This is a genomic window from Leptospira barantonii, assembly GCF_002811925.1.
GTDB lineage: Bacteria > Spirochaetota > Leptospiria > Leptospirales > Leptospiraceae > Leptospira > Leptospira barantonii.
In genome coordinates this window covers 28,958-50,163 of the sequence record NZ_NPDS01000011.1, presented here as the reverse complement: position 1 = coordinate 50,163, position 21,206 = coordinate 28,958, and the positions used below count along the sequence as shown (strand labels likewise).

The window sequence follows — 21,206 nt, the reverse complement described above, 5'->3', positions numbered from 1 at the left end:
CAAACTTTATACTAAAAATTCGATCCGTTTTTTTCGAACTATAGTATAATACGAAAACTCCTCCATAGAGGATTCATCGGAGCAATGAATGATCCGTTTATTAACCGCGATTGCGGTTTTATTCTCTCTCACCGTTTGTAAACCGAAGGTCGCCGAAAGTTCGGACGCGGTTGTAACCTTTCTCAAAGGAAAGGCTTCCGTAATCGAAACCGGTAAAGATCTTTCTCCTCTTGCAAACGTAACCGAAAAACAATCCGTGAAAACGGATTCGGACGCGGTATTAGATCTTACTTCCAAACTCGGAAGTTTCCGTTTATTAGGCGGAAGCACCGCAACCTTGGCGACTCTCAACGCAGAGAGCGCGTCCTTTCAAGTTTCCGAAGGAAACGTTTTGATCAAAGCGGGTAAACTCGCAAAAGGTCAAAGCCTTCTTGTGGATACACCTACAGTCGTTGCGGCCGTTCGTGGAACCCAGTTTTGGGGAAGAGTGAACGGCAAGGACGAATCCGGCACCTTTGCGGTTCGTGAAGGAGCCGTTGAGATCACTCGTAAGTCCGACAACGTAAGAGTTCTGATCGAAGCCGGACAAGCGGTGGATCTAAAACCCGGTGAGAAGGATCTAAAACCTAGAACCGCCGCCAAAGAAGAATTAGCCGCGATGGAGCAGATCGACCAAATGAAATGATTTCCTGAATTCCCGAATCTTCGTCCTTAAGTGCCGGATTTCCTAGTGGGTCCGGTTTTTTTTTGTGTGCAGGGATTTTGTCTTTTCCAAGCTATTCTAAAAAAGAACCGGGAACGGAGAATGGAAGAAAAGATCACATACAAAAGCGCGGGTGTGGACACCGAAAAGGGAAGAGAGTTCGTTCAAAAGATCAAACGAAACGTAGAATCCACGCACGGACCGAGAGTTCTCGGCGGTCTCGGCGGCTTTGCAGGAGCTTACGACGTAAGCGTTCTTAAAAAATTCAACCAACCCATTCTTCTTTCCGGAACCGACGGCGTCGGAACAAAGATAGAACTCGCAAGATTGTTAAACACGTTCGATACGGTAGGGATCGATTTGGTCGCGATGTGTGTGAACGACATTCTCGTTTGTGGCGGAGAACCGTTTTTCTTTTTGGATTATATCGCCTGCGGAAAATTAGATCCGGAAAAAATGGATCAAATCGTATCGGGAATCGTACAAGGATGCAAATTGTCGAATGCTTCCTTACTCGGTGGAGAAACCGCGGAACATCCCGGAACGATGAAGGAAGACGAGTTCGACCTCGCGGGTTTTGTAGTCGGCGCGGTGGAAAAGGATCTGATGATCGACGGTTCCACGATCAAACCGGGCGATAAAATTTTAGGATTGGAATCGAGCGGTCCGCACAGCAACGGTTTCTCACTCATTCGTAAACTTCTTTTGAAAGACGGAAAACATCTTCCATCCGATCCGGAACAGGTTAAGTTTTTAAAAGAATACGCTCTCAAACCTACGCGTATCTACGTTCAAAGTATATTAAAACTTTTGCAAAAGATTCCCGTAAAAGGAATGGTTCACATCACCGGAGGCGGTTATCAGGAAAACGTTCCGAGAGTTCTTCCGAAAGGATCTCAGGCGAAATTTTTCAAGGATAGAATTCCTTCCGGATATTTTTTCGAAAGATTAAAAAAAGATCATAAACTCGACGAGTTGGAAATGTTCGCCACGTTCAACATGGGAATCGGTTATATGGTGATCGTATCCGAAGAGAACGTTTCTTCCGCAAAAGAATTTTTGGAATCCACCGGAGAATCGGTTCACGAGATCGGAGAGATTCTTTCCGGTAATAAAGAAGAAGTAATCTTCGTCTAACAACGCATCTATGATGACGATCGCAGATCTTCTCCGGTCCAGAGTTCTGGTTTTCTCCAGGAAAAATCCGTTTATGCTTTCGAGACTCACTTTTTTTTACGTGATTCTCGGGATCGCGGGCGGACTTTTTTCGGCCGCGTTTTGGATGCTCCTCGAATACCTGACACGTTTTGCGTCCGCGATCTCCGGGATTTACACCGTTCCTTTTATGACGATCTCCGGACTGTTGATTGGACTCGTCATTCATTTTCTCGGAGAACCGGGGGAAATCTCATTAGTAATCGATAATATACGTTTTCGTGGCGGAAAGTTGGAAGCGAGTCAGAATCCTTCCATGGCTCTTTCTTCCATCTTAAGTATATCTTCGGGAGGAAGCGCTGGTCCCGAGGCTCCTCTCGTTCAAATCACGGGTTCCTTCGGAAACTGGTTCGCAGAAAAGCTCGGACTTACCGGAGAAGAATACAGATCTATGACCATCGCCGGGATGGCCGCGGGTTTTACTTCGTTGTTCGGTTCTCCCTTGGGAGGCGCGTTATTCGCTCTTGAAATCCTACAACACAGACACGTGGTCGAATACTATAAGGCGCTTCTTCCCGCGTTTTTATCGAGCACATCGGCGTTTTTCGTTTTCCTTTGGATGACACACGCGGGTTTACAACCCACTTGGCAGTTTCCTCAGTACGTTCCCGGAGACATTCAAGATTTCTTATATGCTCTTTTACTCGGCGCGGTCGGCGCGGTTCTCGGATGGATGTTTCACGGTTTGTTCATCGCAAATCGTTGGATCTATTCTAAAATTCCGGGACCGATCTACTGGAAGACCTTGCTCGGCGGCGCGGTTTTGGGATGTATCGCTTGGCAGATTCCGTTGACCCGGTTTTTCGGACACGATCAACTCAATCAAATCGTGGAAGGAAAGTTCACTCTCGTTTTTTTAGCGGCTTTGATCTTCTGGAAAACATTCGCGATCACGAGTACGGTTGCGAGCGGTTGGAGAGGGGGAGTGATCATTCCCTTGTTTTTTATCGGGGCTTGCGCCGGTAAACTTTTGTTCGGAATTCTTCCTACCGAAAACGAATCCTTTCTGATGATCTGCTTGATGGCCGCGGTCAATTCTTCCGTAACCAAAACTCCGATTTCCACCACGATTTTGTTATCCGAACTGACCGGTCTTTACAGTTTTACACCTGTGTTGATCGCAAGTTTAAGCGGTTACTTTTTATCTCCTAAAGAACCGTTTATCAAAACTCAGGGAAAAGAAGTTTAATCAAAGTCGATTTGTGAAATTCACTTTTGTAGTTTAGTATATTTTAATTTTTGTATGTTTTGTTTTGAATGTGTTTTGAGGTTAAACTTAAAAAACATCATGAGGATCTTTCAATTTTCTTTCGAAAATATTCCTCATCGACTGTTCGGTTCTATTGTGGCGGCGAGAACGACGAGCCGATTTTAGACTCGCCATTCTCCCTTGATTTTACTGTTCGGCGCAGAGTAGATTTAGGTTCACATTACAGTTATACGTATCCACGGTAAACGCTCCTTCGGGCGTTAAATTAGGATTTGTCTCCGTGGTATTTCCCGCTTTTCCTGCGGACACGGCGTTATTCGAAGACCACGCGTTACAATCGGAAGAGACTTCCCATGGAAATGTCCCCGCTCCTCCGTTGAAGCCATTCCAGAAAAATTTCTGAGCTCCCGCATCGATTCCGTTCGTCAGGTTTGCGGTTACGATCGAATTCGCGTTCGTGGTAAACGTGATCGTAGTTCCGTCGCTTCTGCGGTATTGTTTATTCGGATATAAAACCCAGTCTTTTCGATTCGGATTTCCATCCGTAGCGGATATAACTTCCCGAACGTTGAGCGATACGATGACCGCTTTGTAAGTTCCGGTTAAGCCGCTAGGTCTTGCCGCCATACACTTTGCGTCCGCGCCACTGATTCCGCCTAAGTTTCCGTTGTAACCGGCTCCGTTATTTGTCGCGATAAACGTTCTGCAGAACGAAGAGTCCTTGCAGGAGGGGACGGAGTTTCCCAATGCTCCGCTGGATGCGAGTAAGAAAAAGAGAGTGCCCGTGTTGTCTTCTTTTTTGTCTTCGCAGGAAAAAAGGGTCATAACGATCGTTCCCGTAAGTAAGCTAAGAAAAATTTTTTTAAACATTGTGTTTTCCTATTTTTTGAACTAAATTCGCGCGTGTTTTATCTTACTCTAATGTTTGTGTTATCTTCGGGAACGAAATAGAAACGCAAACGAATCCATCTTGAAGAACCGTCCTTTGTTTTTAAATTTTCAGATTCTATGAATTAATTGATGAAACGTTGTCGTGCGTGAATTCGATTCTTTGGTATTGTTAGTGAAATACTTTTTTGTTTTTGTTTCTTTTGAGTTGAATGTACAATCATTTTAATATAGTTCTTATAATATGGAGAGCGTGATTTCGATGCTCGCGTTACGCTGTCCTTGATTTTGAAAATGAGGAAAGAGAGTTTACGATTTAGGATGTCTCACTTGAAAAATAAACAGTTTCCGATTGTAGCGTCTTAAGAATCCGGCCGATTTTAGATTTCACAAAAGTTTTCCAAGAATCCATTCTCCCTTAATTTTCGAAGATTTCCACGATTGACAGCCTTGGTCGGAATTCCGACATTGGAACCATCCATGGGGAAAATTCAGGAACTCAGTCCGGAACTCATCAATCAAATCGCGGCGGGAGAAGTCATTGAATCGGCTCATTCCGTCGTAAAAGAACTTATGGAGAATTCCATGGACGCGGGCGCGACGCAGATCGACGTGGAGTCGAAGGACGGCGGGCTTTCGCTTTTGCGAATCACGGACAACGGTTCGGGAATCGATCCGGGGGATTTGGAACCCGCGCTCAAACGTCACGCGACGAGTAAAATCCGGGATTACAGAGATCTTGAAAGTGTGTTGAGTTACGGGTTTCGGGGAGAAGCTCTCGCATCGATCGCATCGGTGTCCCGCCTAACGTTGGAAAGCGGAACCAAGGATCAAAAGACCGCGTGGAAGATCCGTTCCATCGGTGGAACGATTTCCGATCGGGAAGAGATTCCCGGGTTTACGGGAACGAAAATTCTCGTGGAAGAATTGTTCTTCAACACGCCGGTTCGCAGAAAGTTTTTAAAGTCGATCCGATCCGAAGACAAAAAAATTCGGGATCGAGTCACAACCCAAGCCCTTGCCAGAGAAGACGTTCGCTTTCGTCTTTTTCAGGACGGTAAGGAAGTCTACGTATTGCCTTCCAGAGAAAGTAAAAAGGACAGAATCATCGATCTTTTCGGTGAAAACTTTCGAGATCATCTTTTGGAAGTGAGTTTGGAACGCGGCGGAATCAAAGCATACGGCTATATCAGCGATCCCGATTTTTATAAATCCAACCGAACCGGACAATTCATCTTTATCAACGGAAGACCGATCGAAATCAAATACAGCTCCGTTCTATTAAAAAAAGCTTATGATGAACTTCTTCCTCCGAACGGACATCCGTATTGTTTTTTATTTTTCGAGATCGATCCTTCGAGAGTGGACGTCAACGTTCATCCAGCGAAGAAGGAGATTCGCTTCTTAGACGAAGAAGGTTTTAACGGATTCTTTCTTACTTTGATTCAAAAGGAATTGAGATCGAGTACTCCGGTCAGTTTTTTAGAATTGAAAAAACGTCTTTTAAAACCGACACCCGATACGTTCAAAACGAGTTCGCTTTATCAGGCTCATTCTTCTTCGCGTGCGGGTGAAAGTCCTTTGCTCAGCCGAGAACTTTTTACCGATGTTCCGAGACAGGAAGGATTCGAGCTTGATCGAATGGGACCGGGCGCTTCCTTGTCCGCTCTCACGGACGAAAGAGTCAAACATTCTTCCTTTGTTCCCAAGAAACATTTCGGAGTTTTGTTCGAGACGTTTATTCTCGCGGAAGCGGAAGACGGTTTTTATATCATCGATCAACATACGGCTCATGAAAGAATCCGTTACGAAGAGGTTCTTCGAAAACTCGAAAAGAAAAACTACGGAATCCAACCGCTGTTGACTCCGATTCGAATCGACGTTTCCAAACAGGAACAGGAAGACATATTAAACCGAAGAAAAGAATATGAAGAAGTCGGAATATACTTGGATCCATTGGGCGAGGACAGCGTGGTTCTCCGCGAAATTCCCGCGTATATGGAACCCGGAGAGGAAAAGGAAATCATACTCGATTTTCTAAATCGAACCGAAGGAAAAGAATCCAGCGAACCCGAGTTATACGATCTTATGGCGAAGTGTGTTGCCTGCCGATCCGCGATCAAAAAAGGGGATCATCTCTCCGATCCGATTTTAGCTGAAATATTAAACAGACTGAGTTATTGCGAAAATCCTTCCCGTTGTCCGCACGGAAGACCCACCCTAGTAAAGTTGAGCAGAGATGACCTCGAAAGAATGTTCCACAGAAAATGAAGAAGTTCCGGGAAAAGAACCGGATCGAGTCGTACGTAAATTATTCCGTCAAACGTTAGTCGGAATCGTGATTCTCGTATTGGGAGTCGTGTTTTTGGCGCGTGTTTTTCCCGAACCCGTGCTCGCGGTTTCTCAAAAGTTTATCGAGATCACCGGAGTTTTCGGAGTCGGGATCGGAATCATGCTCGCAGATTCTTTGCACGTTTTTATTCCGCCGGACGTATTTTTGATGATCGCGGTGGCCGGTAAACTCAACTCGATTCTCGTGATCGTTTCCGCTTCGATCGGAAGTCTGATCGGAGGAACCATATCCTATCTTACGGGAAGAATCGTTTTACCGAAGATCGAAGGTGTTGCGAGCTTCGTAAAAAAACACGAACAGAAATTGGAACACTATCTGCATCGTTACGGATTTTGGGCCGTCGTATTAGCGGCTTTGACCCCGCTTCCGTATTCTTGGGTTTCGCTTGCGGCCGGAGCGATGAAAATGAGATATCTTCTCTTTTTTCAGGGTTGTCTTTTTCGAATTCCGCGTTTTATAGTATTCTATTATTTGATTCAATTCGGTTGGGTCGGGGGCGGAATGTGAGATCTTTTTTCGGTTCCGATCAGTCCGATATAAGAAAGAATTTTTTGATGAATCTTTTGTATCAAGGTTAGAATTTTTGGAAACCAACCAGCCCAATCTATTTCCGAAAACGAGAGAGGAAGTCATCCGAGAGAACTTGGATCTGTTCGATCTTCCGATTCGAATTCAAGCCTTGATCGAAAACGTTCTTCAAGGAAACATCCGGGAACAATCCCTGGTTTGTTGTCATAGCGCCTGCGACGTTTGTAACGCGACCATACGAACCTGTCTTAGAAAAATCAAAAACGAGTTGGAACCGAGTTGAGCGATCTTTTTACAAAGAAGCCGATTCCTCCGCTCGCTCATAAGATCCGTCCTTCCAGTTTCGACGACGTAATCGGTCAAACAAGAGCCACCAAACAACTCGTCAATTATCGTTCTCCCGTATCGATCATTCTCTACGGACCACCGGGCACCGGCAAATCGACGTTAGCCGGAATTCTATGCAGAAAATGGAATCTTCCCTACGTGGAATACAACGCAGTCTCCACCGGAGTAGCGGAGATCAAAAAACTTCTCGAAAGAGCGGAACGAGAGGGAACGATTCTTCTTTTTTTGGACGAGATCCATCGTTTTAGCGCGTCCCAACAAGACAGCCTTCTCAAGGGAGTGGAAACTGGACATCTCGTATTGATCGGAGCCACGACCGAAAATCCGGCGTTTCGGATCACAAGACCTCTTTTATCCAGATGTCAGATTTTAAAGATAGAACCTCTTTCTTTGGAAGAACAATCCTCTTTGTTGGAAAGAGGAATTCAAAATTTAGCATATTCCATAAATCTAAATCAGGAAGCCAAGGAAACATTGATTCGATTTTCGGGTGGGGACGGAAGAAAACTTCTTTCCAATCTAGAGGGTCTCAGTTTCAGTTTTCCGGAGAATCATACGATCGACCAAGCCGACGTTGAGGAATATCTCGCTAGCAGGGTGATCGAATACGATAAAAGCGGAGAATCGCACTACGACGTGATTTCCGCGTTTATCAAATCCGTGCGTGGGAGCGACCCGGACGCCGCGTTATACTATCTTGCGGTTTTACTCGAAGGCGGAGAAGATCCGCTTTTTATTATGCGAAGATTGATCATTCTCGCGAGCGAAGACGTGGGAAACGCATCGATCAACGGATTGCCCTTGGCGGTTTCCGGCTTACAAGCGCTCGAGGCAATAGGGATGCCCGAAGGAAGATTGATCCTCGCGCACGTAACCACCTTTCTTGCATCCTGTCCCAAATCGAACGCGAGTTACAAGGGCATCGGAGCCGCTCTTTCCTTTGTAAGAGAAAAGGGAACCGGAATTCAAATTCCGAATCGTCTCAGAAACGCTCCTACGTTTTTACACAAGAAAGAAGGCGCTTCTCAGGGTTATATTTATCCTCACGACTTCGGCGGATTTAAGGAACAAAATTATTTCCCGGATCAGTTTGCGGACGATCCGCCCCGTTTTTATTTTCCAACCGGAAACGGAGCGGAATTGAAACTCAAAGAATACTTGGATAAGATTTGGGAAAAAACTCCCTGGAAGAAAGGAAGTTGATTATTTGTCGTAGAGATCGGGTCGAACTTTGACCTGTTTTGTCCTGGATTCCAATCCTTTCAGACCGGTTTCCGTTTCGTTTCCATTTCTACTCGAGTCCGAATTCCATTGATACGCCACCGCGTGTTGTTGGTGTTGGATCGGCTCTTTTATTTTTTTGTGTTTATACTCAGAATTGAACATTTTTCCTCCTTGGGTCGTAAGACCGCCAAGGTTTAGTAATCGTTTCGTGCTTTTCGGTAAAAATCTAAATCTTTTTTTTAAAGATAGGATGGCGATTTCGTTACAAAACGGTTTAATCGCGCAACGGGTCGTAAGTTTTTTTAGTTGAATTCTTTTTCCAAAGCGGAAAGAACCCGGTCGTTTTGTTCGGGTCTTCCGATCGTAATTCGAAGCGCGTTTAAATCGTAGCTCTTCAAGTCGCGAAGAATGATCCCTTGTCTTAAAAGAGACTGGGAAATTTCCGAAGAAGTTTTACCGTGTTTTCTTGCAAAAAACGTAATAAAGTTCGCGTATGAATTCGGATATTCTATACTTTGTTCCGATGCGAATTTTTCGTATCGTTTCATCTCGTTCAGATTCGTTTCCAAATAAGAATCCACGTGAGATTCGTTCTTTAAAGCCTCGGTCGCCGCGAGCGCGGAAAGATTCGCGACGCTGAACGGAGGGCGCATCTTATAAAGATTGGAGATCAATTCCTTGCTTCCGATCCCGTAACCGATTCTCATTCCTCCGAGTCCGTAGACTTTGGAAAATGTTCCCGTATAAAAAACGTTCGGAAAAATATCGGTGACTTCTTTTGCGGGAATGAATTTATCCTCGTCCTTTTTTTTACCGAATTCCATATAAGCCGCGTCAATGACGACTAACGTGTCCGGGGAAACCTTTCTTAAAAATTCATAGACGTCCGATTTGGAAAGGGCGTCGCCCACCGGATTGGACGGAGTGCATAAAAAGATGATTTTGGGACGAACGGATTTCGCAAGATCCAAAAACGCGTTCAGATCGTGTTCGATCGTTTCGGTGGAATGAATCACGGCACCGCATTGAAGGGCGTAGATCTTATACATAGCGAACGTAATACGATTGATCAGAATCGGATCTCCCGGACCCAATACGCATCTACACGCGAAATCCAAAACCTGATCGCTTCCGTTTCCGGGAATGATTCGATCGGGAGTGACGTCGAACTTGGACGCGAGCGCGGTTTTTAAATCCAAGTAAGAATCATCCGGATAATACGACATCGTCGACGCCGCGCGCTGGATCGCCTCTACGACCGGAAGGGCCGTGCCGAACGGGTTTTCGTTGGAGCCGAGTTTGATGACTTCTTTAGGATCGATCCCGAATTCTCGAACCACGAGTTCAATGGGTTTACCGGCTTCGTAACTTTTGAGCGTGTTTAGAATAGGTTGAAATGGGATCATCTTCTCCCATGCTTTTTTTAGGAAAAAATTTGGGAATCGATTTAAGAATAAATTCGAGTTCGACTCGGAAAAATAGTTTGGGTTCGTTGTATTCCCGATTTTTTTCCCTCTAATCGTAAGTATTCGTTAAATAAAAAGAATCTGGTATCAAGATGAAAGACACGCAGTTCCACAGTGAAGTAGAAGAAGAAATTTTGGATCGTTTAGAGGACTTTTCGAACGGAGAAATTTTGATTCAGGAAATTCTCAAGTCGTTCGAGAACTTCGATAGAGCTTTAGGAAATACGGTTCAAGAACTCTTTCCCTTGGATGACAACAAGAAATAATTAAGAACAACTTTCACGGATCGACTTCCAAGAATCGATGCGGATTCCCCTCGATTTTCCCTGAAGTCGTTTCGCATACTCCTTCGCTTTTTGAATTCTACTTTGATTGTCCGGATGTGTGCTCAGCCAATCCAGAATTTTCTCGGCGTTCCATTCCTTTTCGTCCTTCTTCGAAGACTGCCCGCCTTGTTTTTGGGGAGAATTTTTCGAAACCTTCGATTCTTCCCTTTCAAAAAAATCTATAAAGCCCGAAAGACCGACCCCCGATTTTTTTAACATCTCAAAGGCTCGTTCGTCCGCTTCCTCTTCGAATTCCCTCGAATATCTAAGAACGGTTAACGTGTTTACGATTTCCGTGATCGTCTCCAAGGTTCCGATGTCGTCGAATCCGATTCCGATCGAGAGTTTGATTACGAGCGAGATTCCCAGAAGACGGATCATCTGACGGATTCCGTGACGATTTTCGACGTGCGCGATTTCGTGTGCGAGTATTGCCGCGATCTCTTCGGGGCTTTCCGATTCTTCGATCAAACCCGAAAATACGTAGATTCTTCCTCCCGGAAGAGCGAACGCATTTATATCAGAAGTTCTTAATATTTTAATGGAGAATTTGTCCCTGACTTTCGGGGACACGATCGTATTGCGGATCTTGTTCACACTTTCCCGCAGTTTCGGATTCTTACATTCGGAGTAGTTCGTTTCGAATCGTTTCGAGATCATTTCTCCGAGAGCCTTGTCCGCCGATTCCGGAACAAGAACGTAAACTTGATCGAGTTTGTTTACTATCAAAAATCCGATGCCGAACGCGAGAATTCCCGCGATCAAAATCTGTTGGAATGTGGGCAACAAAAGAAATCTGGATAAAAGCCCGCCGAAGTCCGTTCCGAGTTTGCGTTTTCTGTATTTTTGAAAAAGATCAGCCTTCTCCTTTGAGAAGAACGTAAAGATCAGATCGTTTCCGAGTTCGTGGTTGTCCGAGAGTTCGAGTCTGTACTCGTTTCCCAGTTTTTCGAGGGAAAGAATTTGTGTATAAGAAAAATGGAATGTATTATTTTCTTCCGAGTTTGTTTCCGCGACGAAGCGAAATCCGGTCTCGTTGGGAATCAAATTCCCCGAAACCGGTTTCGCCGATTTGCCGTCGTAGTAAAGGTCGGGCATTCCTTAGTTTCCGAATACGGAACTGATCGCTTCTCCGGCTTCGTGCAATCCGTCGGCGAGAGCGTTCGCGTACGGATCTTTTACGCTTTGGATCGCTCCTAAGTTCGGAGAGGATTCCAAGGACAACGCTTCCGTAAAAATTCTCATGGAACGAAGATACGCCCAGGGAATTCCGATTCCCAACGTAAACACGACCAACACGATCGAAATGAACGCGTTTAGAAAAACGGTTCCTCCTTTGAGTTCGGAGCGGAAAGAAATTTCCTGAAACTTCGTGTGATTCCAGAAATAGTTATGAAGATTGGCTTCGAACCAGAATAGATAAATTCCCGCGGTAAACGGCGTGAAAAAGATTCCTTTTAGGTAGATGAAAAAAAGTTCCTTTCCTTTTCCGTGATACTGAAAGTCCGCGTTCCCTAAATGAGAATGTTCGATGAAGAATTTTTCGAGTTTGTTGTAAAACCAAGGAGAATAAATTCCGAGCGTCACTAAGGAAAGAAGCGCGTTCGGTATAAAAAGGCTCACGAGATGTCTTACCTTTCCCGTGAATCTAAATCTGATATTGTTAAACGAAGTTCTGCTTAGGAAATATCTTCTCGATCCGATCGAGATATAAGGGATCGCGAGTAGAATACTGGAATATAAAAGAAGAGTAAAAAGAATCGTGGCCCAAAGTCCGAGTTTACCGGCGATGTAAAACAAACCCGCAAAGACCAAACCGAAAAGAAGAAGGATTCCCATTCCCTTTAGAAAGCCGATAAAATTCTCCTTACCGGTTCCGTGATAATCGAATCTCTGATTTTGAAACGACAAATGTCTATGTACGAATTTTTGCGTATTGACCTTGGCCCAAAAATAATACACACCCGCAGTGATGATCGTAAAGAATATATTCTTAAGATAAATGAGAAACAGTTCTTCCGCTTTTGCATCGAGTGAAAAACGATTTGCCGATTCGGGCATCATGGGTCGCTCCTAAACTTGTAGATCGATCAGGTTAACGTTCGATTCATTTCGTTCAAGAAAAAAATTTCCCTTTCTTTTCATTTAGGCAGTGAGCTTCCGATATGCGGCAACGAAGTCCTCGAAAAACTTGGATTGATCGAGAGCGTAATCCAAAACCATAGCTCTGGTTTCGTCGTTTTTCAAAAGTTCTCTGTCGTTCGGGATCAAGAGCGGCCCTTCGAGTCCCGCTTTGAGAAGAACGTGAAAGTAACTGTTGTCGAAGTTGAAAGGATTTGCGGTGAGAGATTCGTCTCCGAGCCATCCGATCGTACGCGCTCCCGAAATCAAAACCAAATCTCTGACTCCTAAATTCATCTTTTGAAGACAGGGAAGTTGATCCGTTTGAGTTTGCATTCCCAAGGGAAGAATCTGAACGACTTCGTTGATCGATTCGTCCTTTCTTCCGGATTCTATGGAAATTCTCGGTCCCCCCGATTTTTCGATCGCAACGGCTCCGGCCAGCGCGAGAAAATCCGCGAGAGAGATCGGAACCTGAGTTCGTTCCACGAAAGTATCTCTTGTCTCTTTGAGTTGATAATAATTCTGAACCAGATCTCCGTTTTCCGGAAGTTTGGTGAAACCCGAAAACGATTCCGCCGCGGAAAGTCCGATCCATTCGTTCTTCTCGTTAAACAGACAAGAAAGATGATATACTAGTTTTAACCAACTTCCGGTTTCACGTACGAGTATGATTCTTCGGAGCGCGTTTCTCGCTTCTTCCCAAGCGTTCACGCTCGCTTTTTTTAGAATCTCTCGGATTTCGTAGAGTTTATATTCTCCCGTTTTTCCCTTGAGTTGTGTGGAGAACGTTCTGCCTTTGAGAACTCTTTCCTTCACCTGTTCGTAAAGCGATTCCGATATAAGAACGGACGTTCCGGCCTTTTTGGTTTTCGATTCGATTCTACTCGCCATGTTGACCGAATCTCCGATCGCGGTGTAAGACATGTTCGCGGGATGTCCCAGTTGTCCTAATATGCAACTTCCATAATGTACTCCGACTCCGATCCGAAAGGAAGTATGAAAATGGGACTTTAGATATTCGTTGAGCGAGTAGAGTTCCAATTCCATTTCCTTAGCCGCACGAAGAGCGGAAAGACAAATCTCTTCGGGCGAACCGCCTTCCACTCCGAACAAGGCCATCAACCCGTCTCCGATATACTTGTCGATCTTTCCGCCGTGTTTTAATACGATGTCGCCCATCTTGTAAAAGTATCGATTGAGAATATGGATCACGTCGTAAGGAAGATGTGATTCCGAAAAGGTAGTGAAGTCTCGGATGTCGCTGAAAAGAATCGCGATGTCCTTTTCTTCTCCGGAGGTTTCGGACGAACCGGGGATGGTAAGATTGTAATCCTCGTCGTCCAAAACGATTCTTCTCACTCGAACGTCTCCTAAGACCTTGGCTTGGCAAGCGAGTCGAACCGCCTCTGGAAAACCTTTCTTTTGCGACAGATCCTTTTCTTTTTGTTCCGGTTCGGATAAATTGGAGGGATTTTCCAAAACTAAGACGCGGCAAGTGGAACAACGAGCGTGTCCGCCGCAAGCGTGCGTATGAGGGATCGAGTTTGATAAACTAATCTCCAACAGGCTCTGTGGTGCGGAATTTTCAGGTAAACTAATTTCTTTTTCGTTTTCGAAATTTACGAGAATCATTAAAACCTTCCGGATTTGACGGGGAACTAAAAAAATAATTGGCGTCTTATAGGGAAGAGTAGAATTGCAGACTCGGTTGTCAATAGAAGAACTCGGCCGACCGTTACGGGGCTTGCTTTCAAAAAAGCTAACGTGAGTTTGCGGGATTTGAGTGAAAGCATTGTTAAACGAATTATTGTTTTAGGATCATTGAATGAACGGAAATCAAAATTCTCGTGAAGAAAATAAGGATTCGAAGCCGGTCATACTTTTGGTGGACGACGAACTCATCATTTTGAGGGGTTTGAAAGAACAACTGAAACTCGCATTCGGTAAAGACTACGATATCGAAACCGCCGAAGACGCAGAATCCGCTTGGGAGATTTTGGAAGAATACGACGAGAAGGGAATCGATATTCCGGTCGTAGTCTGCGATCAAGTTATGCCCGGTGTGAAGGGAGACGAACTTCTCATTCGAATCCATAATAAAAATCCGGATATTAGAAAGATCATGCTTACCGGTCAGGCTTCTGCGGACGCGGTCGGTAATGCGTTGAATCACGCGAACTTATACAGATATTTATCCAAACCCTGGGATTCCAACGATTTGATTCTTACCATCCGAGAAGCGCTTAAGTCCTTTTTTTCGGATCAATCCCTTTCGGAACTCAATCGTAAGTTGGAAACCACACTTCTATACGATCGGGATACGGGACGTCCGAATCTCGAAAGTTTAAGAAGAGCCTTGGACGCGCGCGAGTCCGAGGGAATTCCATCCACTCTTGCGGTGATTCGGATCGAATCTTCCACGTCGACCACACACCATTTCGGAGTGGGAGTATATCATAACGTACTCAATCAATTTTTAACCACCCTTTCTGCCTTTATCGGAAAGTCCGGAAATCTCTTTCATCTCTATCAGGACGAGGTGGCGATTCTTTCGGAGGTGGAGGAGAGTAAGTTCCATTCTTTGCTTGTGGCGTTTCGGATTCTTTTGCGTTCGGAATACATCGAAGCGGACGGGATTTCATTTCGAGTGAACGTTTCCATCGGAACGGCGACACACCAATCCGCATTGTATTACAAGGCTAGGATCGCGATGATGCACGCGGCTCAAAACCGCGAACTCGAACTCATGAATTATTCCAACACGATGGAAGAGGGAGATCAATACCGGATCAATCTCGTTCTCGGAAGAAAGTTGAACGACGCAATCAACGCCGGGAATGTGATTCCTTACTTTCAGGGAATTTACGACAACAAACTCGAAAAGATTACTAAATTTGAATGTCTCGCGAGAATTCAGGAAGGGGATAAAGTATACTCTCCGGCGAGTTTCATTTCCATCGCAAGATCCACGGGAATCATTCGTCTTCTCACTCCGATCATGATCGAAAAATCGATTCGCTATTTTGCGAAATACCCGGACTATTCTTTTTCCGTGAATATTTCCGAATCGGATTTGGAAAAGAAGGGTTTTGCGCTCTGGGTCATCAGTCGTTTACAACACTACGAGATCGATCCAAGTCGTTTAACGTTGGAGATACTGGAAACGGACCGTCTTCGCGGCGGGGAAAGAGGCCTTGATACCTTAAAGGAATTGAAAGAATGCGGTTGTAAGATCGCAATCGACGATTTCGGAGTGGATCAATCCAACTTCGAAAGATTGATGGAAATCGATCCAGATTATATCAAGATCGACGGAAAATTCATCCAAGGAATTCATCTGAGTAAAACTCCGTATTTGCTCGCCTCTGCAATGACGGAGATGGCTCATCGAATCGGAGCGAAGGTAATTGCTGAATTTGTAGCCGGAAAGGAGGAATTTGACACTGTTCGTTCCTTAGGTGTAGAATATTGTCAGGGTTATTATATCATGCAACCCGCTCCGGAGATTCTTCCCATCCCCGAAGTCTTGTTATAAGGGCCTTCGTAATTTTTTTCCAAAATTCGCTTGCCTTTATTTTTTTTCCAAATAACGTAACGCCTTGCGTTTTTTATCAATTAGGTGAGTCGAATAGAATAGGTGAGGGTGAGTACTTCAGTTGGATAAGGCGATTCTTTTTGTAGACGATGAAGCTCTGATCCTGATGAGCATGAAGTCCCAGGTAAAAAGACATCTGGGAGACGGATACAGGTACGAAACGGCTTTAGACGCCGGAGAGGCCTGGCAGATTATCGAAGAACTAATTCACGAAGATGTAAGAATTCTGATCATCATTTCCGATTGGCTGATGCCTAACGTGAAAGGCGACGAATTTCTTAGACAAGTACACAGTAAATATCCGGACATTCAAAAAGTGATCGTGACCGGACACGCGGACGATTCGTCCATCGAAGCTCTCAAAAAAGAAATCAATCTTCGTTCCTATCTTAAAAAACCTTGGGACGAACGAGAACTGGTTTCTACAATTACAACAGCGTTAGAAGGTTGAACCGCGAAAGCGGTTCAAATCAAAAGCCAGCGGAGCGTCTGGCGTTGATCCTCAGCGAAGCTGAGGAAGCAAACAATCGAAGCGCCTGTCGAAATCCTAACGACTTCATCGTCTACACTGCGTTAGGCGTTTAAGAAGTTGTAATCGGTAAGAATATCTTAAACGAAGTATTTCCGGGAACGCTTACGAGTTCGATTCTTCCCTCGTGTTTTTGAACGATCTTTTTCACGATGTCCAGACCGAGTCCGCTTCCTTCTCCGGGCGCTTTGGTTGTAAAGAAAGGTTCGAAAATTCTTTCCTGAATCTCGTCCGGAATTCCGGGTCCGTTGTCCTTTACTTCCACCATCAATTCTTTTCCTAGATTTTTCAAACGAAGAAGAATGGCTCCCTTGAACTGCATCGCTTGCAAAGAATTGTATATAAGATTGGTCCAGATATGCAATAAGTCGTCCGGGAAACACAGAATCGGTTCGACGTCTTCGAAATCCTTCTGAAGTTCGACGCCTTTTTTGAGTTGGTTGTGATAGATCGTGAGTACGGTTTCGATCGTATCCTTGACCGAAGCGGAAATTCTTTCTCCGGCGATGTCGAAGTGGGAAAAGTTTTTCAACGCGTAAAGAATTTTGGAGATTCGATCCACGGCCACCTGAACCGTTTTTGTGTTTCTAAAAAAGTAGGATTCGAGAGCGGAATATTCGAGAATCAATTCGGATTGTTCCAAAAGAAGGAGGGGAATAAACTTCTCGTTCAATTCTCCCAAGCCCATGTCGACTAACGTGTCCGCGTAGGAAACCGCGAGTCTCGTGGGAATCTTTTTGGATTCCAATATGCTCGTGATCGCCTTTTTCCGGTTTCTCTGTTCCATTCCGGTAAAGTGTTCGTTGCTCTGAATCGCCTGTTCAATGAACTCGGCGGACAGTTCGCGCATCTCGTTATTCAAGGTTCCCATTGCGATCTGCACGTCGGGGAGAAGCGATCTAAATCTATTTAAGCATTCTTGAATATTCTGATTTGAGGCTTGAACCGCTCCGATCGGGTTGTTGATTTCGTGCGCGATTCCCGCCATCAATTGTCCGAGCGCGGCCATCTTCTCGGATTGGATCAACTGCGATTGTGTTTTTTTCAGGTTGTCTAAAGTGTTCTCCAATTCGTTTTTCTGAATTTCGATCAGTCTGTTTCTGACCCTGATTTCGTCGTTGATGATCCTCAGTTCCTCCGCTTCCTTAAACGGGGTCGTATCGATGATGTTGATGGAAAAGAAAGTGCTTCCTTTGCTTATGAAAATTCTCTGACTGATGATGGCCGGAAAAGAATTTCCGTTTTTCTTTTTGGCGATGACCTCGATGGAATCCTTTCCTCCGATTGCGAATTTTTTCCGCGTGAGTTCGTGAAGAGATTCCTTGGACAACAAACGTGCGACGTTGAGTCCGATCGATTCTTCCGATGTATATCCGAATAATTTTTGGAATGCCGGGTTCGAATCCGCGATTCGTATCTTTCCCTTTTCGATAAGCAGGATCGCCTCGTTCGAAAATTGATAGAAGGTTTGAAATCTCGTTTCGGAAGCCTTCAATTCTTCCTCGGCCTTTCTTCTTTCGGTTACGTCGGTTACGGTCCCCACAACACGAATCGGTTTGGAACTCTTATCCCGAAAAAGTTTCGCCTTCGCTTCGACCCACGCGATTTCTCCGTCCGGAAATAAAATTCTATGTTGAAAGTATAGGTCGTCTCCTTCCGTGTTTTGTTCGATTACGTCCTTTAACATTTTTTCCAAACGCGGCCGATCTTCCGGATGTGTTACGTTCCAGATGGTTTGCAGATTGGGTCGAAAGTCTTCCGGTTTGATCTTGAAGATTTGAAACGCCTTATCGGACCAGGTGAGTTTATCCTCGTGAATTTCCCAACTCCAACTTCCCATGTTTGCGGCGTTTAACGCGAGTCTGAGTCTTTCCTCGCTTTCTTTGAGTTTTTCTTCGGCCTTTTTCTTTTCGCCGATATCGATCATCGCGCCCATCATGCGGAACGGTTCTTCGTTTTTATCGTATAGAAAAACTCCACGATCTTCGACTAACGTATAACCGCCGTATTTCGTTCTGAAACGATACGTGGATCTGAACTTTGTTTTTTTGGAAACCGCTTCCTCTAATTCCTGAATGACTCGGTCGAGATCGTTCGGATGAAGATAATCGGTCCACTTATCTATATTAAAGTTTTGGAATTCTTCCAATTTGAATCCGGTTATGGAAAATACAGCGCCCGCCCAGGTGATGTTGCCCGTGGAAATGTCGTAGTCGTATACGATACTACCCGTTTGTTCCGCGACGGTTCTATATCGATCCTCACTGGCCCTGAGTTCGCGTTCCTTCAATAGGTTCTCGGTGATGTCGGTCACGAGAAAAACGAGGGATACGATTTCCCCGTCCTGATTTTTTACGGGAGAACCGTTTACGGAAAGATATTTGATCTGTTTATCCGATGTGATGATGGAATGTCTGATATCGTAAACCGGTTTGCCGGTTCGCATAACAACGGTAAACGGTTGGTCTTCCTCTTTCCATTCTCCGCCGTCGAGGGATTTCGCTTCCCATTGTTTAGAATTGTAACTTCTGGAAGTGATATCCTCGAGTTGAATCCCGAGTACGTGTTCGGAACTTTTGTTCGCGTAAAGAATTTTTCCTTTCGTGTTTAAGACGACGATCGAGGTCGCGCTATTCTCCGTAATGGAAGAAAGAAGATCCCGTTCTTGAGTCAATTCTTCCTCGACCCTTTTTCGTTCGAGCGCGTTGATCACGATTTCGGCGAAGTTTCGTAGCAGTTGATTTTCAAGCGCGTCGAACTCCGGTTCTTTGGGAGAACCCGTAACTTCCGAACCGAAGCCGAGTCTTCCCTTCAATATACCTCCGATCAAAAGCGGAACCGCGGTGAAAGATTGGATTCCGTTGTTCGTAAGAAGACGACGATCCGACTTCGCTTCCGGGGGGAGATCGTCCACTCTGTCTATTTTTGCGATTCTTTCGGCCTTCATCTCGGCCGTAAAAAAACTATGAGGGTCGATCGAATCGACCTGATTCAGGGAAGAATTTTTTGTCTTCGCGTTCGGGTCGATCCATTCGTAGACTACCTTTCGGGTCGAATAGTTTTCATCGTAGAAAACGATGTTCGCCCTTTGTACGTTTAGGAATGTTCCCAGTTTTTCCAGAGCGGAATGGATCGTGTTTGAAATTTCGGATAACGGAAGATTGATGATGTCTCTCGATACCACCGTGGTGATCGATTCGAAACCGAGACGAAACTGAATCAGCTTTTCGATCTTTCTTTTTTCGCTGACGTCCAAAACGGAACCGATGATTTTTACAACTTCTCCCTTTTCGTTTCGTATCAGTTCGCTTTGGTTGAGAATCGTTTTGATCTTTTTGGATTTTGTAACGATTCTATATTCGATTTCACGAATGTAGTTGTTCGAGATCGCCTCGGAAAAATAATGTTTTACCCTTTCTTTGTCGTCCGGATGGATGAGTTTTTCGCCGTAGATTCCCTTTACGGTTTCGTTCGGAAGTTCGTAGATCGTGCTGAGTTGTTCCGAAACGGACATGAGGCAAGTGGAAAGATCGTATTCCCAGGAACCGAGTCCCGAAAGTTTTTGAGATCTGGAAAGCGCCGCTTCTTTTTCTTTGAGTTCTTGTTCGGCCCTTTTTCTTCGATCAATGTCCGCGTGGATCCCGTACATCTTGAGAGGATTTCCCGCGGCGTCGAAGTCCGTAAACTTACCGACCGTGATCACCCATTTCCAGGAACCGTCCTTACATTTTAAACGGAATTCGGCTTCGTATATGGGGGATTCTTTTCTGATGTATTTATTTAATGCGACTTCGACGTGAGGCCAATCCTCAGGATGAATGAGAGATCTCCATGTATCCGCGTGGGGTCTCAGTTCGCTCAACTTGTAACCCAACATCTCCGCCCAATATTCGTTGTAAGTGTTGCTATCGCTTTTAACGTCCCATTCCCAAAGACCCAATTCGCCGCCTAAGATCGCGGATTCGAGTCTCTTCTGATTTTCCCTGAGTTCGTCTCGGATTTTTTTTTGTTCTCTGAAATCGAGAATACTTCCTCGAACCAAAAGATTCTCGCCGGGAAGAGCGATCAGACGAACCTCGCAGGGAATGATCTCGCCCGACTTTGCCATATGAAGCCATTCGAAGGTTACCAGTTCCCCTTGGATCGCTCTTTGTACGTAAGCCATCGCGGCTTCGGAACTCGGCCTTCCATCTTCTTGGTGTGTGGGGCTGATATCGACCGGACCCAAATTCCTAAATTCTTCTTTAGTAAAATTGAAGATGTCGACTGCGCGTTGATTTACCGATTGGAATTTTCCGGTGGGAATGTCCAGGATTACGATCGCATCGGGAGAATTTTCTATGATCTGGGAGATTCGAATCTCGGATTCTTTGAGGGATTCCTTAAGTGATTCGTTTTCTTTGACTTTTTGCTCTAAGGAGAGAATTTTTCGATTCGCTTCCTCGTATTTTTTTCGAATGTCTTCGATAGCAACTTCGTCTTGGTTCATATTTTATTTTCCAAAGACCGTTTTGGAGGAGGGAAAACACATTAGGATTTTATTAAATTCAAAGGAGCCGGATTTTGCGACGTTTTGAGAAGTTTGTTTTTTCGGATCGGATTTCCGAGAACGAACGATAGTGTTATGTCTTAAACGATTTCTCATAAATGATTTAAAAAGATCTCACCCGCTTAGTTATTAGTCTCTTGTCGCTTTA

General features: G+C 44.8%; 17 protein-coding genes. 10 read left to right on the top strand and 7 right to left on the bottom strand.

What is annotated here, in order from left to right; genetic code table 11:
- The first annotated feature begins 88 nt into the window (after positions 1–88).
- The 3 genes from lsa19 (at position 89) to CH367_RS20060 (ending at position 3,107) form a co-directional block, all read left to right on the top strand.
- On the top strand, positions 89–685 hold the full coding sequence (lsa19, locus tag CH367_RS20070) for an adhesin Lsa19 (RefSeq protein WP_100764288.1): 597 nt from the start codon (positions 89–91) through the stop codon (positions 683–685).
- Between the two features lie 30 nt (positions 686–715).
- Positions 716–1,840 (top strand): phosphoribosylformylglycinamidine cyclo-ligase, encoded by a 1,125-nt coding sequence (purM, locus tag CH367_RS20065; protein WP_165783349.1) that lies wholly within the window; start codon positions 716–718, stop codon positions 1,838–1,840.
- 73 nt (positions 1,841–1,913) lie between these two features.
- A complete protein-coding gene (locus CH367_RS20060; protein WP_425268896.1) occupies positions 1,914–3,107 on the top strand; it encodes a chloride channel protein in 1,194 nt (397 codons plus the stop codon).
- 207 nt (positions 3,108–3,314) lie between these two features.
- On the opposite strand, the gene len is transcribed toward CH367_RS20060, so the two are convergent.
- A complete protein-coding gene (gene len / locus CH367_RS20055; RefSeq protein WP_100764285.1) occupies positions 3,315–3,998 on the bottom strand; it encodes an endostatin-like outer membrane protein, LenA/LenB family in 684 nt (227 codons plus the stop codon).
- A 498-nt stretch (positions 3,999–4,496) separates the two neighbouring features.
- Between len and mutL the strand changes: the two genes are divergently transcribed.
- From mutL to CH367_RS20035, 4 genes are all read left to right on the top strand, one after another.
- Positions 4,497–6,287 carry a DNA mismatch repair endonuclease MutL gene (gene mutL / locus CH367_RS20050; RefSeq protein WP_100764284.1) on the top strand — a complete coding sequence of 597 codons (1,791 nt, stop codon included), beginning with the start codon at positions 4,497–4,499 and terminating at the stop codon, positions 6,285–6,287.
- The gene (locus CH367_RS20045; RefSeq protein WP_100764283.1) at positions 6,256–6,876 is read left to right on the top strand and encodes a YqaA family protein; all 621 of its coding nucleotides are present in this window, start codon (positions 6,256–6,258) and stop codon (positions 6,874–6,876) included. Before mutL ends, CH367_RS20045 begins: the two co-directional genes overlap by 32 nt.
- 76 nt (positions 6,877–6,952) lie before the next feature.
- A complete protein-coding gene (locus CH367_RS20040) occupies positions 6,953–7,180 on the top strand; it encodes a hypothetical protein (RefSeq protein ID WP_100764282.1) in 228 nt (75 codons plus the stop codon).
- Positions 7,177–8,448 carry a replication-associated recombination protein A gene (locus tag CH367_RS20035; RefSeq protein ID WP_100764281.1) on the top strand — a complete coding sequence of 424 codons (1,272 nt, stop codon included), beginning with the start codon at positions 7,177–7,179 and terminating at the stop codon, positions 8,446–8,448. The genes CH367_RS20040 and CH367_RS20035 overlap by 4 nt, the downstream gene beginning before the upstream one ends.
- Here the strand turns inward: CH367_RS20035 and CH367_RS21200 are convergent, their stop codons facing one another.
- Together CH367_RS21200 and hisC are read right to left on the bottom strand one after the other, a co-directional pair.
- Positions 8,449–8,748 (bottom strand): hypothetical protein, encoded by a 300-nt coding sequence (locus tag CH367_RS21200; protein ID WP_425268901.1) that lies wholly within the window; start codon positions 8,746–8,748, stop codon positions 8,449–8,451.
- A 23-nt stretch (positions 8,749–8,771) separates the two neighbouring features.
- Positions 8,772–9,875 (bottom strand): histidinol-phosphate transaminase, encoded by a 1,104-nt coding sequence (gene hisC, locus CH367_RS20020; RefSeq protein ID WP_100764278.1) that lies wholly within the window; start codon positions 9,873–9,875, stop codon positions 8,772–8,774.
- 152 nt (positions 9,876–10,027) lie between these two features.
- On the opposite strand from hisC, the gene CH367_RS20890 reads away from it, so the two are divergent.
- Positions 10,028–10,201, top strand: a complete 174-nt coding sequence (locus CH367_RS20890; protein WP_165783348.1) for a hypothetical protein — start codon at positions 10,028–10,030, stop codon at positions 10,199–10,201.
- Here CH367_RS20890 and CH367_RS20015 read toward each other — a convergent pair whose 3' ends face one another.
- The 3 genes from CH367_RS20015 to CH367_RS20005 form a co-directional block, all read right to left on the bottom strand.
- Positions 10,202–11,359: a M48 family metallopeptidase gene (locus tag CH367_RS20015; RefSeq protein WP_100764277.1), complete on the bottom strand. Its 1,158-nt coding sequence runs from the start codon at positions 11,357–11,359 to the stop codon at positions 10,202–10,204.
- 3 nt (positions 11,360–11,362) lie between these two features.
- Entirely contained in the window at positions 11,363–12,325 is a 963-nt protein-coding gene (locus CH367_RS20010) for a YjgN family protein (RefSeq protein ID WP_100764276.1), read from the bottom strand.
- A gap of 81 nt (positions 12,326–12,406) precedes the next feature.
- Complete coding sequence (locus CH367_RS20005; protein WP_100764275.1) at positions 12,407–14,017, bottom strand: peroxidase family protein; 1,611 nt, start codon at positions 14,015–14,017, stop codon at positions 12,407–12,409.
- A gap of 193 nt (positions 14,018–14,210) precedes the next feature.
- Here CH367_RS20005 and CH367_RS19995 point away from each other — a divergent pair, with 193 nt between their 5' ends.
- The gene (locus CH367_RS19995; RefSeq protein ID WP_100764274.1) at positions 14,211–15,920 is read left to right on the top strand and encodes an EAL domain-containing response regulator; all 1,710 of its coding nucleotides are present in this window, start codon (positions 14,211–14,213) and stop codon (positions 15,918–15,920) included.
- A 121-nt stretch (positions 15,921–16,041) separates the two neighbouring features.
- Positions 16,042–16,431, top strand: a complete 390-nt coding sequence (locus CH367_RS19990; RefSeq protein ID WP_010574222.1) for a response regulator — start codon at positions 16,042–16,044, stop codon at positions 16,429–16,431.
- Positions 16,432–16,561: 130 nt separating this feature from the next.
- Here CH367_RS19990 and CH367_RS19985 read toward each other — a convergent pair whose 3' ends face one another.
- The gene (locus CH367_RS19985; protein WP_100764273.1) at positions 16,562–20,998 is read right to left on the bottom strand and encodes a PAS domain-containing protein; all 4,437 of its coding nucleotides are present in this window, start codon (positions 20,996–20,998) and stop codon (positions 16,562–16,564) included.
- Positions 20,999–21,206 lie beyond the last annotated feature (208 nt).